At 66.9% G+C, this 14,412-nt stretch carries 11 protein-coding genes and 1 pseudogene; 9 read left to right on the top strand and 3 right to left on the bottom strand.

The window, feature by feature from the left end; genetic code table 11:
- Window positions 1-51 precede the first annotated feature (51 nt).
- A complete protein-coding gene (garD, locus tag ACZ50Q_RS14205) occupies window positions 52-1,620 on the bottom strand; it encodes a galactarate dehydratase (protein ID WP_092576210.1) in 1,569 nt (522 codons plus the stop codon).
- Window positions 1,621-1,863: 243 nt separating this feature from the next.
- Between garD and kdgD (ACZ50Q_RS14200) the strand changes: the two genes are divergently transcribed.
- Entirely contained in the window at window positions 1,864-2,778 is a 915-nt protein-coding gene (gene kdgD / locus ACZ50Q_RS14200) for a 5-dehydro-4-deoxyglucarate dehydratase (RefSeq protein WP_076520761.1), read from the top strand.
- Between the two features lie 116 nt (window positions 2,779-2,894).
- Window positions 2,895-4,478, top strand: a complete 1,584-nt coding sequence (locus tag ACZ50Q_RS14195; protein ID WP_464078705.1) for an aldehyde dehydrogenase (NADP(+)) — start codon at window positions 2,895-2,897, stop codon at window positions 4,476-4,478.
- Window positions 4,479-4,585: 107 nt separating this feature from the next.
- On the opposite strand, the gene ACZ50Q_RS14190 is transcribed toward ACZ50Q_RS14195, so the two are convergent.
- Window positions 4,586-5,509, bottom strand: a complete 924-nt coding sequence (locus ACZ50Q_RS14190) for a LysR family transcriptional regulator (RefSeq protein WP_464078704.1) — start codon at window positions 5,507-5,509, stop codon at window positions 4,586-4,588.
- Window positions 5,510-5,577: 68 nt separating this feature from the next.
- On the opposite strand from ACZ50Q_RS14190, the pseudogene ACZ50Q_RS14185 reads away from it, so the two are divergent.
- A pseudogene (locus tag ACZ50Q_RS14185) lies at window positions 5,578-6,195 on the top strand (LysE family transporter).
- A 52-nt stretch (window positions 6,196-6,247) separates the two neighbouring features.
- Here ACZ50Q_RS14185 and ACZ50Q_RS14180 read toward each other — a convergent pair.
- Window positions 6,248-7,234 carry a Bug family tripartite tricarboxylate transporter substrate binding protein gene (locus tag ACZ50Q_RS14180; RefSeq protein WP_092582903.1) on the bottom strand — a complete coding sequence of 329 codons (987 nt, stop codon included), beginning with the start codon at window positions 7,232-7,234 and terminating at the stop codon, window positions 6,248-6,250.
- A 270-nt stretch (window positions 7,235-7,504) separates the two neighbouring features.
- Here ACZ50Q_RS14180 and kdgD (ACZ50Q_RS14175) point away from each other — a divergent pair, with 270 nt between their 5' ends.
- The 6 genes from kdgD (ACZ50Q_RS14175) to ACZ50Q_RS14150 all read left to right on the top strand — a co-directional run bounded on the left by kdgD (ACZ50Q_RS14175) (window position 7,505) and on the right by ACZ50Q_RS14150 (window position 14,410).
- Window positions 7,505-8,419, top strand: coding sequence for a 5-dehydro-4-deoxyglucarate dehydratase (gene kdgD / locus ACZ50Q_RS14175; protein ID WP_464078703.1), 915 nt, complete (start codon window positions 7,505-7,507; stop codon window positions 8,417-8,419).
- 251 nt (window positions 8,420-8,670) lie between these two features.
- A complete protein-coding gene (locus tag ACZ50Q_RS14170) occupies window positions 8,671-9,396 on the top strand; it encodes a FadR/GntR family transcriptional regulator (RefSeq protein ID WP_076520755.1) in 726 nt (241 codons plus the stop codon).
- Between the two features lie 395 nt (window positions 9,397-9,791).
- Complete coding sequence (locus ACZ50Q_RS14165) at window positions 9,792-10,808, top strand: amino acid ABC transporter substrate-binding protein (protein WP_092582896.1); 1,017 nt, start codon at window positions 9,792-9,794, stop codon at window positions 10,806-10,808.
- Window positions 10,809-10,905: 97 nt separating this feature from the next.
- Window positions 10,906-12,114, top strand: a complete 1,209-nt coding sequence (locus tag ACZ50Q_RS14160) for an aminotransferase class I/II-fold pyridoxal phosphate-dependent enzyme (RefSeq protein WP_464078702.1) — start codon at window positions 10,906-10,908, stop codon at window positions 12,112-12,114.
- 3 nt (window positions 12,115-12,117) lie between these two features.
- Window positions 12,118-13,308, top strand: a complete 1,191-nt coding sequence (locus tag ACZ50Q_RS14155) for an amino acid ABC transporter permease (protein ID WP_464078701.1) — start codon at window positions 12,118-12,120, stop codon at window positions 13,306-13,308.
- Between the two features lies 1 nt (window position 13,309).
- Window positions 13,310-14,410, top strand: coding sequence for an amino acid ABC transporter permease (locus ACZ50Q_RS14150; RefSeq protein WP_464078700.1), 1,101 nt, complete (start codon window positions 13,310-13,312; stop codon window positions 14,408-14,410).
- The last annotated feature ends 2 nt before the right edge of the window (window positions 14,411-14,412 follow it).

Below are 14,412 nucleotides of genomic sequence, written 5' to 3'. Positions count from 1 at the left end.
CCTCTCGGTGGTTTTATTCTGCGATGGCACTGCGGATCGAAGGGGCCCCGATCAGGTCACGGGGCCGGGGTTGAACAGCGCCAAGGCGTTGTGCAGCTTGAGTTTTTCCGCACAGGTCTGCTGTTTGCCGCTGGCCACGTCCAGCATCATCTGGAAGAGCTGCCAGCCCACTTGTTCGATCGAGGCCTGGCCCGTGGCGATGACGCCGGCGTCCACGTCCATCAGGTCATGCCAGCGGCGTGCCAGCGCCGAGCGCGTGGCGACTTTGATGACCGGCACCTGCGCCAGCCCATAGGGCGTGCCGCGGCCGGTGGTGAAAATGTGCAGGTTCATGCCGGCCGCCAGTTGCAGCGTGCCGCAGATGAAATCGCTGGCGGGCGTGGCCGCAAAGATCAAACCCTTGCGCGTCAGGCGGTCGCCCGGCGACAGCACGCCATGGATCGGCGAAGAGCCGGACTTCACGATCGAGCCCATCGCCTTCTCGACGATGTTCGACAGGCCGCCCTTCTTGTTGCCCGGACTGGTGTTGGCGCTGCGGTCCGCCATGCCGCGCTGCAGGTAGGCGTCGTACCAGGCCATTTCGCGGATGAGCGCCTCGGCCACTTCCGGCGTTTCGGCGCGCGCGGTGAGCTGGTCGATGCCGTCTCGCACTTCGGTGTTCTCCGAGAACATCACGGTACCCCCGGCGCGCACCAGCAGGTCCGTCGCAAAGCCCACGGCCGGATTGGCCGTCACGCCGGAAAACGCGTCGCTGCCGCCGCATTGCACGCCGACGGTCAGGTCGGACACGGGGCAGGTCTCGCGCTGGCGGGCGTTGAGTTTTTGCAGATGGCGCTCGGCGGTGCGCATGATGAGCGCGATCATCGATTCAAAGCCGATGTTCTCTTCGTCCTGCAGCACGATGGTGTCCACGCCCTCCCCGGCCATGCCATCGCCCGCCCGGATGGGAATGGCGTTGGGCGCCAGCAGGCGCTCGGGCTGCAGTTTTTCGCAGCCCAGGCTGACGACCATGGACGTGCCGCCGAAATTCGGGTTGCGGGCGATGTTGTGCAGGGTGCGGATGGGAATGGCCGCGCCGGGCGCGTCGATGGCCACGCCGCAGCCGTAGGTATGCTCGATGCCCACCACGTCGTCCACGTTCGGGTACAGCGGCAGCAGTTCGCGGCGGATGCGCGCGACCGCGTGCTCCACGACGCCCTGCACGCACTGCACCGTGGTGCTGATGGCCAGGATATTGCGCGTGCCCACCGTGCCGTCGGCGTTGCGGTAGCCCTGGAAGGTGTAGCCCTCCAGCGGAGGCAGCGGCGCGACGCGGGTGGACACCGGCAGGTCTTCCAGCGTGCGTGCGGCCGGCATGGTCGTGACGCGCTCGTTGATCCAGCTGCCGCGCGGCAAGGCCTTGGCCGCGTAGCCGACCACCACGTTGTAGCGCACCACCGCGTCGCCCTCGGCCAGGTCGACCAAAGCAACCTTGTGCCCTTGCGGCACCGCGTCGACCAACTGGAGCCCGTCGGGCAGAACGGTTCCCGCGGGCAATCCGCCATCGTTGGCCACGATGGCGACGTTGTCGTCGGGGTGAATCTTGATAAGCACTGGCGCCTGCTCGACTGCAACCTGCATGTTGAATCCTTTTGCCTGATGGATGTCCCGCTGCGGACACCGTACGTTATCGTACAACCAAGAGAATATCGCTGAAAGCCTTCAGAAAGGAATTTCGGGTTTCCCCTTGTAAACGGTGCACCTCATGGGGACATGCCTTGAATCCGGCAATTTGATGTTGTACGATGACTCACCTTTTACCACCGCATCCCGTTCGCAAGCACCCCCTCCCGCCTGCGACGGCCATTTAGGGATGAGCGCAACATGACGACTCCGCAGGAACTCAAGGGCATTGTTTCGGAAGGATTGCTTTCCTTCCCGGTGACCGACTTCGACCAGAACGGCGACTTCAACGCCAAGAGCTACGCGGCTCGCCTGGAATGGCTGGCCCCCTACGGCGCCACCGCCCTGTTCGCCGCTGGCGGCACCGGGGAGTTCTTCTCGCTCGCGCCCCAGGAATACTCCGACGTCATCCGCACCGCCGTGCAGACCTGCAAGGGCAAGGTGCCCATCCTGGCCGGCGCCGGCGGCCCCACCCGCACCGCCATCGCCTACGCCCAGGAAGCCGAGCGCCAGGGCGCCAAGGGCGTGCTGCTGCTGCCCCACTACCTGACCGAAGCCTCGCAGGACGGCATCGCCGCCCACGTCGAGCAGGTCTGCAAGTCCGTCAACATCGGCGTCATCGTCTACAACCGCGCCCAGTCGCGCCTGTCCGCCGACAGCCTGGCCCGCCTGGCCGACCGTTGCCCCAACCTGGTCGGTTTCAAGGACGGCATCGGCGACATCGAATCCATGGTCCGCATCCGCCGCAAGCTGGGCGACCGCTTCTCGTACCTGGGCGGCCTGCCCACCGCCGAGGTCTACGCCGCCGCTTACCGCGCGCTGGGCGTGCCCGTCTACTCGTCGGCCGTCTTCAACTTCGTGCCCAAGATGGCCATGGAGTTCTATAACGCCATCGCCGCCGGCGACAGCGACACCACCAACCGCCTGCTGGATGACTTCTTCCTGCCCTACCTGGAAATCCGCAACCGCAAGGCCGGCTACGCCGTCAGCATCGTCAAGGCCGGCGCCAAGCTTGTCGGCCATGACGCAGGCCCGGTGCGTGCACCCCTAACCGACCTGACCGGCGAAGAAATGGAAATGCTGGCCGCCCTGATCAAGAAGTCCGGCGCCGAGTAAGCCTCGCGCCACCCGCTTAGTGCCTGCCCCCGGTCCGGGGGCATTTTTTTCCCCGGACCCGCCGCAGGCAAAACCGCCCGTCGTTTCGACCGGGCGTCCCTTTTTTGGAGATGACCATGAACCTGACCGGCCAGATGTTGATCGGCTCGACCGCCGTCCTGGGCGCGGGCGCTGCCCAATACGCCATCAATCCCGCCACGGGCGAACGCCTGGAACCCGCCTACCCCGCCGGCTCGTCCGATGACGTGTCCCGCGCCGCCGAATTGGCCCGCGCGGCCTTCGACCCGTACCGCGCCCTGCCGCTGGAGACGCGCGCCCAGTTCCTGGAAAGCATCGCCGAGGGCATCCTGGCCCTGGGCGATGCGCTGATCGAGCGCGCCCACCAGGAAACCGGCCTGCCCGTCGCCCGCCTGCAGGGCGAACGCGGCCGCACCGTGGGCCAATTGCGCCTGTTCGCCCGCGTGGTGCGCGACGGCTATTTCCTGGACGCCACCATCGACCCGGCGCAACCCGAGCGCCAGCCCCTGCCGCGCGCCGACCTGCGCCTGGCGAACGTGCCCCTGGGTCCGGTCGCGGTGTTCGGGGCCAGCAACTTTCCGCTGGCCTTCTCGGTCGCGGGCGGCGACACGGCCTCGGCGCTGGCCGCGGGCTGCCCGGTCGTCGTCAAGGCGCACAACGCCCACCCCGGCACGTCCGAACTGGTCGGCCGCGCGATCCAGCAGGCCGTCGCCAAGCACGGCCTGCCCGAGGGCACGTTCTCGCTGCTGTTCGGCGCCGGCAATGAAATCGGCACGGCGCTGGCGATCCATCCCGCCATTACGGCCATCGGCTTCACCGGTTCGCGCCGCGGCGGCCTGGCGCTGGTGAACGCCGCCAACGCCCGCCCGGTGCCCATACCTGTCTACGCGGAAATGTCCAGCATCAACCCCGTGTTCCTGATGCCGGCCGCGCTGGAAGCGCGCGCCGAAGCCATCGCCAAGGGTTTCGTGGACTCGCTGGCAATGGGCGTGGGCCAGTTCTGCACCAACCCGGGCCTGGTCATCGGCATCGAGGGCCCGGCGCTGGACCGCTTCCGCCAGGCCGCCGCCGACGCCGTCAAGGCCAAGGGCGCCGCCACCATGCTGACGCCGGGCATCTTCTCGGCCTATGAGCAAGGGGCCGATGCCCTGGCCCGCCACGCCAGCGTATCGACCGTGGGCCGTGGCGAACCGTCCAATCCGGCCTGCAACGCGGCAGGCGCCGTGGTGTTCGGCGCCAGCGCCGACCAGTTCCTGGCGTCGCGCGAACTGGAAGCCGAAGTCTTCGGCCCGGCCTCGCTGGTCGTGGCCTGCAAGGATGCGGCGCAGGTCCGCGCCGTGGCCGAGCACCTGGAAGGCCAGCTCACCGCCACGCTGTTCGTGGACGATGCCGACCTGGACGACGCGCGTGCGCTGCTGCCCGTGCTGGAGCGCAAGGCCGGCCGCATCCTGGCAAACGGCTACCCGACGGGCGTGGAAGTGAGCCATGCCATGGTCCATGGCGGCCCCTTCCCGGCCACCTCGAACCCGGCCTCGACCTCGGTCGGCGCCACCGCCATCCGCCGCTTCCTGCGTCCGGTCTGCTACCAGGACCTGCCTGACGCCCTGTTGCCCGACGGCATCAAGCGCGAAAATCCGCTGGGGCTGACGCGCATGGTGGACGGCAAGTTGGCCGTTGCTTGAGGGCCGTTGCTTGATGGCCGGTGTGATGGCCATTGTTTGACGGCGATTGCTTGATGGCCATTGCCTGACGTCCGATCCACAGGCGCCGCGCCATGCGGCGCCTGCGGCTATGCCATCGCCTGTAGCCACGCCAGCAGGTCGCCCTGCGGGCTGCCCGGCTGCACGGGCTGGGGCGCAAGCAGGCAGTACCGGGATCCGTCTTCGACGAAGCCCATCGGGGCGGCCAGCACGCCGCTCTCCAGGTCGTCGCGCACCAGCGGCCACGGACCGATCGCCACCCCCAGGCCCGCCACCGCGGCCTGCAGGCTGAAATAGAAATGATCGAAGGCCTGCCCCGACCCATCGGGCGCAGGCTGCCCGGCCGCGGCCGCCCATTCCCGCCACGCGCCCGGCCGCGTGCGCGTATGCAGGCGCGGCGCGTCCGCCTTCAGCGCCAGGCCCGCATTATTCTGGTCGAACCACGCGGCCAGCTTGCCGGGATGGCACACCGGGCCCACCCGTTCCGCGAACAAGGGCGCGGCGTAATGGCTGTCGGGCCAGGCAAAGTCATCGCGGCGGATCGCCAGGTCGATGCCGCTGGCAAACGAAAACGGCCCGCCGCCCGCCACCAGATGCACGTCGATATCGGGATGCCGCGCCTGGAAATCCGGCCAGCGCGGGATCAGCCAACGCATCAGCAGCGTCGGCTCGCACGACAGCACCCAGCGACGCCCCAGCCGCGCACTGGCGCGCAACTCACCGACCGCCTGGCGCATCAGGCCCAGGCCACTGCCCACCGCGCGGGCCAGCGTGCGGCCGGCGTCGGTCAGGAACACGCGCCGATTGCGCCGATCGAACAGCGCCACCTGCAACTCGTCTTCGACGAGGCGCACGGCCCGGCTGACCGCGCCATGCGTCAGATGCAGCTCGGCCGCCGCATGGCTGAAATTCTCATGGCGGGCGGCCGCCTCGAAGCACCGCAGCGCCAGCAAGGACGGCAGGCGCGCATCGGATGATGGTGAGTCCAAGTCACCATGATTGTCAGAAAACATCGTTATACGCCTTCGATCCCAGCCGCTAGCATCCTGGCCATTCAGTGTTTTATTCGCCAGGATACGCCATGACCGAACTGATAGCTGTCATCACAATTACCATGCTCGCCGTCGTGAGCCCGGGGCCGGACTTTGCGATGGTCACACGCAACAGTTTGATGCTGTCTCGGCGCGCGGGCGTGCTGACGGCCCTGGGCATCGGCCTGGGCGTCCTGATCCACGTCGGCTACACGCTGGTGGGCGTCGGCCTGCTGATCCAGTAGTCGATCTGGCTCTTCAATGCCATCAAGCTGGCCGGCGCGGCCTATCTGGTCTATCTGGGCATCACGATGCTGCGCGCCCGGCCCGCCGGCCCGGCCGGCGACGGCGCCAGGGCGGCGATGTCCGATGCGGCGGCCCTGCGCACCGGGTTGCTCACCAATGCGCTCAATCCCAAGACCACGGTCTTCATCGTGAGCCTCTTCATGCAGGTGGTGCGGCCCGACACGCCGCTGGCGGTGCAGATCGGCTATGGCGCCTTCACCTCGCTGGCGCACGTGGCGTGGTTCAGCGTGGTGGCCGTGTGTTTTTCATCGGGTGCGGTCCGCGACCGGCTGCTTGCCGCGCGCCAGGGGATCGATCGCGTATTCGGCGGCCTGCTGGTCGCCTGCGGCGTGTTGCTGGCGGCGGCCAGCGGTTCCCGGTAAAGCACGCGGGCCGGCTCGCAGCCGGCCCCGCGCTTTCATGTCCTGCCACGCATCACTGCGGCTTGAGCTTGCCGTCCGCAATGATCTTTGCCCACTTCGCCTGCTCGGCGGACTGGAAGTCCGCGAACTGGGCCGGCGTGTTCGGCGTGTAGGCCAGGCCCAGTCCCTGCATCTTCGCGCTCACCTCGGGCTTGGCGACGATGTCGGCGATGGTCTTGTTCAGCTTCTCGACCACGGCGGGCGGCGTATTGGCCGGCGCGTAGATGGCTTGCCAGCTGCTCACGTCAAAGCCCGACACGCCGGCTTCCTGCATGGTCGGCACGTCCGGCAGCACGGCGGTCCGCTTGGCCGACGTCACGGCCAGCGCCCGGACCTTGCCGCTCTGCACGTACGGCAGCGCGACCAGGGCGGTCTCGAACGAGCTGGGAATCTGGCCGCCGATCAGGTCCTGGATGGCCGGGGCGCTGCCGCGGTACGGCACGTGCGTCAGGTGCGCGCCCGTCAATTGTTTGAACACTTCGCCCGACAGGTGCTGCGACGTGCCCTGCCCGGCCGAGCCGAAGGCGATCGTGTCCGGGTTGGTCTTGGCCGCCGCGACCACGTCCTGCACGCTCTTGTACGGCTGATTCGCGCCCACCAGCAGCACGTTGGAAATGCTGCCCAGCAGGATCACCGGCGAAAAGTCCTTCGCGGCGTTGTAGTTGATGCTCGGCAGCAGCGACGGGTTGATCGCGTGCGTGGCGATGGTGCCCAGCAGCAGCGTGTAGCCATCCGGCTTGGCACGCGCCACGGCATCCGCGCCCAGCACGCCGCCCGCGCCACCCTTGTTTTCGACCACGACGGTCTGTTTGAGCGTGGTGCCCAGTTCCTGCGCGATAAGGCGGCCCAGGATGTCGGACGTGCCGCCAGCGGCAAACGGAACGATCAGGGTAATGGCCTTGCCGGACGGCCAATCGTCGGCAGCGTGGACGGGAGCGGCGCACACGGCGGCGAGCGCCAGGACGGCGGAAAGACGGCGCAACACGGGAAATGCCTTCAAGCTTGTCTCCTAGGGATATGGAATTGTCGTCATTCTTGTACGTTGTCGTACGACAATGAAGCGGGAGAATAGCTGGGCCTACGCCGGGATTCAATCTAGGGAAATTCCTAAATCGCCATTCGCTACGGCGGCACGTTGTGCGACAACAATTTACTAAAGACCCGGTTGTTATCCCAACTTGTATGTTGTACGATGACTTACATCGCAGGTTCGGCAGCGACCGCGCTTCGGCATCCCCTCTCATCCCATTCCTCTATTTGGAAGACAGCCATGACGACTCCGCAGGAACTCAAAGACATCGTTTCGGAAGGATTGCTTTCCTTCCCGGTGACCGACTTCGACCAGAACGGCGACTTCAACGCCAAGAGCTACGCGGCTCGCCTGGAATGGCTGGCCCCCTACGGCGCCACCGCCCTGTTCGCCGCGGGCGGCACCGGGGAGTTCTTCTCGCTCGCGCCCCAGGAATATTCCGACGTCATCCGCACCGCCGTGCAGACCTGCAAGGGCAAGGTGCCCATCCTGGCCGGCGCTGGCGGCCCCACTCGCACCGCCATCGCCTACGCCCAGGAAGCCGAGCGCCAGGGCGCCAAGGGCGTGCTGCTGCTGCCCCACTACCTGACCGAAGCGTCGCAGGACGGCATTGCCGCCCACGTCGAGCAGGTCTGCAAGTCCGTCAACATCGGCGTCATCGTCTACAACCGCGCCCAGTCGCGCCTGTCCGCCGACAGCCTGGCTCGCCTGGCCGACCGCTGCCCCAACCTGGTCGGTTTCAAGGACGGCATCGGCGACATCGAATCCATGGTCCGCATCCGCCGCAAGCTGGGCGACCGCTTCTCGTACCTGGGCGGCCTGCCCACCGCCGAGGTCTACGCCGCCGCTTACCGCGCGCTGGGCGTGCCCGTCTACTCGTCGGCCGTCTTCAACTTCGTGCCCAAGATGGCCATGGAGTTCTACAACGCCATCGCCGCCGGCGACAGCGACACCACCAACCGCCTGCTGGATGATTTCTTCCTGCCTTACCTGGAAATCCGTAACCGCAAGGCCGGCTACGCCGTCAGCATCGTCAAGGCCGGCGCCAAGCTCGTTGGCCACGACGCAGGCCCGGTGCGCGCACCCCTGACCGACCTGACCGGCGAAGAGATGGAAATGCTGGCCGCCCTGATCAAGAAGTCCGGCGCGGAGTAAACCCGCGCCCGCGTAAGCGCCAGAACGCCCTCCGCCGGAGGGCGTTTTGCTTCTTGATGCAAAGAAAATTTGGCGAATCGCGGGCCGTATGTTGTCATATGGCTCAATGCTGTCCCGCGACCGCGCCGCCTGGCGACGCGCTCCCGCGCCCGGGCCGGACACCCGCGGCGCGCCCCGGGAACGCGTACACTTGCGGCTGCGCGCGCGGGGCCGCCTGCCCTGCCCGCAGCGATTTCCGTATAAGAGAGACAATGCAAACTCCTGCCCGGCCTCCCCGCTCGCGCCTCACCGACTACGTCATCGATGAACTGACCAAGCGCCTGGATGCGCGCCAATACCGCGCGGGCGACAAGCTGCCTTCCGAGCACGCGCTGTGTGACGAGTTCGAAGTCAGCCGCACGGTCATCCGCGAAGCCGTCGCCTCCATGCGCCTGAGCGGCCGCCTCGTCAGCAAGCCCGGCATCGGCGTCTTCGTGACCGAAGACCGCGAAAAACCCATCGATTTCGTCGTCGAACCCGCCACCGATCCGCGCTGGGCCCTGCACATCATGGAGCTGCGCGCCGGCCTGGAAGTCGAGGCCTGTGGCCTGGCGGCCGAGCGCCGCAGCGCGTCGGACCTGAGCGGCATCGTCGAAGCCTTCGACGCCTTCAACCGCGCCACGCGCGACATGGAAGCGGCCGTCAAGGCCGACTACGAGTTCCACCTGTCGATCGCCCGCGCGTCCAACAATCCGCACTTTCCCGCCTTGCTCAAGGCCGCGGTGCGCGACGTCATGCTGGACCTGAACATCAAGCATGGCGGCAAGACGCCCGAAGAACTGGAAATGTACGAAACCCGCAACGTGCGCGAACACGAAGCGATTTTGACCGCCATCATGCGCCGTGATCCCGGCGCCGCGCGCGCCGCCATGGCGCGCCACCTGGGCGACAGCATTGCGCGTTACCGCAAGCTGCTGTCCCACCCGCCGGCGCAATAACACCGAAGCCAGACCCTTCCCGTGTGTCGAATTACGGGAATCCCCTTACTTGTCTACTTGTATGACGGCTGCCATCATACGTCTTATTGGTGACGCACCGCGTCGGCCGCGATAACGGCCCTCGTCCCGCGCGCCGCCACTAGACCCATGACGTACCAGTGCCGCCGATGAGCCCCATTCTTACCCTCCGCAGTACGTACCACCGCTACACCACGCGCCGGCACCGGCGCGACGCTTGACCGGCCCCGCCGGCCTGCCTGCCTCACCTCCCTTTTCGACCCCCGTCCGAATGCGCGACGCGCCATCCCCGGCTTTGCCGGGGCGGTCCCCGCACGCTTGGCCGTTTCCGACCCATCCGCTTTTTCAAGCACTTTCGATCTCCAGGAGAAATCTCCATGCGCAAGTTTCTGAGCTCCGCCGTCGCGGCGACCTTGCTGTGCGTTGCTTCCGGCGCGCAGGCCGGCGTGACCTTCGACGCCGTCAAGAAAAAGGGTTTCCTGCAATGCGGTTTTGCCGGCATCCCCGGCTTCTCGGTGCTCGACAGCAAGGGCGAATGGACCGGCCTGGACGTGGACATGTGCCGCGCCGTGGCGGCCGCGATGTTCGGCGACGCCTCCAAGGTCAAGGGCAACGTGCTGACGGCGCAGGCGAAATTCACCGCGCTGCAATCGGGCGAGATCGACATGCTCTCGCGCAACACCACCCAGACGCTGACCCGCGACACCACGCTGGGTTTGATCGGCGTGGGCGTGAACTTCTATGACGCCCAGGGCCTCATCGTGAAGAAGGCGATGAACGTCAAAAGCGTCAAGGAACTGGACGGCGCCACCATCTGCGTGCAGCCCGGCACCACCACCGAACTGAACCTGTCGGACTACTTCCGCAGCCGCGGCCTGACCTTCAAGCCCGTGCTGGTCGAGAACTACGACGAGAACTTCCGCCTGCTGGAATCCGGCCGCTGCGACGCCTACACCAACGACAAGTCCAACACCGCGGCCAACATGCGCACGCGCCTGGCCAACCCGGACGACTGGGAGATCCTGGCCGAGAACCTGTCCAAGGAGCCGCTCGGCCCCATGGTCCGCCAGGGCGACGAGCAGTGGTTCAACGTCGTGCGCTGGTCGCTCAACGCCATGCTCGAAGCCGAGGAATACGGCATCACGTCCAAGAACGTCGATGAAATGCTCAAGAGCACCAACCCGAACGTCCAGCGCATCCTGGGCGTGACGCCGGGCATGGGCAAGAACCTGGGCCTGGACGACAAGTGGGCCTACAACATCATCAAGCAGGTCGGCAACTACGGCGAAAGCTACGACCGCGCGATGGGCAAGAACAGCCCGCTCAAGCTGGAACGCGGCCTGAACAAGCTGTGGACGCAAGGCGGCCTGATGTACGGCTGGCCGGTGCGCTAAGTCCCGGCATGACGCGGCTGCGCCTCACGCGCAGCCGCCCTCTTTTCCTGGCGTGCGGGCGCGGCCCGCCCCTGAATCACCTTTACGCAGCAACACCATGAACAGCATCGTCAACGCCCGACTCAAACAGATCAAACCCTCGCCCAGCATGGCCGCCAAGATCGTCGTGGACGAACTGCGCCGCCAGGGCCGCGAGATCGCCGACTTCACGCTGGGCGAGCCCGACATGCCCACGCCGGCGCACATCGCGCGCGCCGGGCAGGACGCCATCGCCGGCGGCGACATCCGCTACACCAGCCCCAACGGCACGGTGGGCCTGCGCCGCGCCATCGCCAACAGCCTGGAGCAGACCCTGGGCGTGCGCTACGGCATGGACCAGATCGCCGTGGGCGCGGGCGCCAAGCAGATCATCGCCGCCGCGCTGACCGCGAGCCTGGAGCCCGGCGACGAAGTCATCGTGTGCGCGCCGTACTGGGTGTCGTATCCGGACATGGTGCTGCTGGGCGAAGGCAAGCCGGTCGTGGTGACCGGCCCCGAATCGCAAGGTTTCAAGCTGGACGCAGCGACGCTGGAAGCGGCCATCACGCCGCGCACGCGCTGGCTGATCCTGAACTCGCCCAGCAATCCCAGCGGCGCCGTCTACAGCGCCGCCGAACTGCGCGCGCTGACCGACGTGCTGCTGCGCCATCCGCACGTGTGGATCCTGAGCGACGAGATCTATGCGCCCTTCACCTACAGCGGCCAGGCGCACGCCTCGCCCGTGCAGGTCGAGCCCCAGCTCATCGAACGCACGCTCGTGGTGAACGGCATGTCCAAGTCCTACGCCATGACCGGCTGGCGCGTCGGCTATGGCGCCGGCCCGGCCGAGCTGATCAAGGCGATGAGCACGGTCATGTCGCAAAGCACGTCATGCCCCAGCGCGATCTCGCAGGCCGCGGCCCAGGCCGCCCTGGAAGGCGACCAGTCCAGCGTCACCGAGATGGTCCAGATCTTCAAGGCCCGCCGCGACCTGATCGTGCGCCGGCTGAACGACATTCCGGGCGTTTCGTGCGCCATGCCGGACGGCGCGTTCTACGTGTACGCCAACGTGCAGGGCCTGATCGGCCGCAAAGGCCCCGACGGGGAGCTAAAGACCGACCTGGACGTGAGCCTCTTTTTCCTGCGCGAAGCCGGCGTGGCCGTGATCGACGGCGGTTCGTACGGCCTGTCGCCCTATGTCCGCTTCTCGTTCGCGACCTCCACCGAGGTCATCGAGCAAGGCATGGACCGCCTGGCCGTTGCGGTCAGCGCGTTGATGGCGGGCTGAACCGTGGCGCCGCATATCGCTCAACGCCCGGCGCAGCGGCCGCCGCGCCGGGTCTCCTGGAACGACCCGGCCACGCGCGCGCTGGTCTACCAGGCGCTGGCCCTGGCGCTCGTCGGGGCCGCCGTCTGGTTCCTGGTGCACAACACGCTGCACAACCTGTCGCTGCGCAACATCTCGACCGGTTTCGGCTTCCTGAACCGCGAGGCGGGTTTTGCCATTGGCGAAACGGTCATCGCCTACTCCCCCGCCGACACTTACGGGCGGGCCATCTTCGCCGGGGTGCTGAACACGCTGCGCGTCGGGCTGCTGGCGCTGGTGGCCGCGACCGTCCTGGGCGTCTTCATCGGCGTAGGCCGCTTGTCCAAGAACTGGCTGGTCAACAAGATCACCTCCGTGTACGTCGAAGTGATGCGCAACGTCCCGTTGCTGTTGCAGCTCTTCTTCTGGTACGCGCTCATCACCGAGAACATGCCGGGTCCGCGGCAGGCGCACAATCCGCTCCCGGGCGTCTTCATCTCCAATCGCGGGCTGAAGGTGCCGGGGCTGGAAGGCGCGTCGCTGGACTGGATGCTGGGCGGACTGGCGCTGGCCATCGTGGCGATCGTCGTCCTGGGGCATTGGGCCACCAAGCGCCAAGAGGCGACCGGACAGCCGTTCAAGCTGGGCCGCACGGCCATCGGCCTGCTGGTCGCGTTCCCCATCATCGGCTGGCTCGCGAGCGGCGCGTCGCTGACGCTGGACATGCCGGCGCTCAAGGGCTTTAACTTCGTCGGCGGACTGACGCTGACGCCGGAGTTCGTCGCCCTCTTCCTGGGCCTGACCGTCTACACCTCGGCCTTCATCGCCGAGGTGGTGCGCTCGGGCATCCAGGCGGTCAACAACGGCCAGTGGGAAGCCGCCGGCTCGCTGGGCCTGCCGCGCCGCCTGGTGCTGCGCCTGGTGATCCTGCCGCAGGCGCTGCGCGTCATCATCCCCCCGATGACCAGCCAGTACCTGAACCTGTTGAAGAACAGTTCGCTGGCGGTGGCCATCGGCTACCCCGACATCGTGTCGGTCGTGAACACCACGCTGAACCAGACCGGCCAGGCCATCGAAGGCATCCTCATCATCATGGGCGCCTACCTCACGGTCAGCCTGTCGATCTCGATATTCATGAACTGGTACAACAAGCGCATCGCGCTGGTGGAGCGTTGAGATGAGCAACACTACGCAAACCCTGGGCGCGGACCTCGCCCCGCCCGGCGCGCAGACCGGCGCCTGGGCCTGGATGCGGTCGCGCCTGTTCTCGTCGCCGCTCAATCTTCTGATCACCGTGCTGCTGGCGTGGGGCCTGCTGATGGCGGTGCCGGCGCTGGTGGAGTGGGCCTTCATCAAGGCGAACTTCGACGCGGCCAACGCCCAGGAATGCCGGGCCTCCGGCGGCGCCTGCTGGGCCTTCATCATTGAAAAGCACCGGCTCATCCTGTTCGGCACGTATCCCTTCGACGAACAATGGCGGCCGCTGATCGCCACCGTGATCCTCATCGCCGTGATCGTGGCAAGCGGCATGCGCCGTTTCTGGAACGGCAAGCTGGCGCTCATCTGGACGCTGGGCCTGACGGCCGTGGCCGTGTTGATGTGGGGCGGCGTCTTCGGCCTGACCTACGTCGAAAACGCCCGCTGGGGCGGCCTGCCGCTCACCTTGATCCTGGCCACCTTCGGCATCGCCTTCGCCTTTCCGGTCGGGGTGCTGCTGGCCTTGGGACGCCGGTCGAAAATGCCCGCGATCAAGGCGCTGTGCGTCGTGTACATCGAGCTGATCCGCGGCGTGCCGCTCATCAGCCTGCTGTTCATGTCCTCGGTGATGCTGCCGCTGTTCCTGCCCGAAGGCTTCACCATCGACAAGCTCCTGCGGGCGCAGATCGCCATCATCATGTTCGCCGCGGCCTACATCGCCGAAACGGTGCGCGGCGGCTTGCAGGCCATCCCGAAGGGACAGTACGAAGGCGCGGATTCGCTCGGCCTGAACTACTGGCAGCAGATGCGCAAGATTATCCTGCCGCAGGCGCTCAAGATCGTGATTCCGCCGCTGGTGGGCATCTTCATCAGCCTGTTCAAGGACACCTCGCTCGTCGTGATCATCGGCATCTTCGACCTCACGCTGGCGGCCAAGGCGGCCCTGTCCGACGCGGCATGGCGAGGTTTCGGGGTGGAGGCCTATCTCTTCATCTCGCTGATCTACTTCGTCTTTTGCTATTCCATGTCCAAATACAGCCGCGCGCTCGAGCAGCGCCTGGCCACCGGGCACGCCCGGTAAAC

It is taken from the genome of Achromobacter sp. T5-5 (genome assembly GCF_055397965.1).
Note: the sequence above shows the minus strand (reverse complement) of the source record. Positions and strands in the feature narration are given on the sequence as shown.

Coding starts and splice junctions, on each gene's coding strand:
- garD (WP_092576210.1), bottom strand. CDS start 1,620: ATGCAGGTTGCAGTCGAGCAGGCGCCAGTGCTTATCAAGATTCACCCC.
- kdgD (WP_076520761.1), top strand. CDS start 1,864: ATGACGACTCCGCAGGAACTCAAGGGCATTGTTTCGGAAGGATTGCTT.
- ACZ50Q_RS14195 (WP_464078705.1), top strand. CDS start 2,895: ATGAACCTGACCGGCCAGATGTTGATCGGCTCGACCGCCGTCCTGGGC.
- ACZ50Q_RS14190 (WP_464078704.1), bottom strand. CDS start 5,509: ATGTTTTCTGACAATCATGGTGACTTGGACTCACCATCATCCGATGCG.
- kdgD (WP_464078703.1), top strand. CDS start 7,505: ATGACGACTCCGCAGGAACTCAAAGACATCGTTTCGGAAGGATTGCTT.
- ACZ50Q_RS14170 (WP_076520755.1), top strand. CDS start 8,671: ATGCAAACTCCTGCCCGGCCTCCCCGCTCGCGCCTCACCGACTACGTC.
- ACZ50Q_RS14165 (WP_092582896.1), top strand. CDS start 9,792: ATGCGCAAGTTTCTGAGCTCCGCCGTCGCGGCGACCTTGCTGTGCGTT.
- ACZ50Q_RS14160 (WP_464078702.1), top strand. CDS start 10,906: ATGAACAGCATCGTCAACGCCCGACTCAAACAGATCAAACCCTCGCCC.
- ACZ50Q_RS14150 (WP_464078700.1), top strand. CDS start 13,310: ATGAGCAACACTACGCAAACCCTGGGCGCGGACCTCGCCCCGCCCGGC.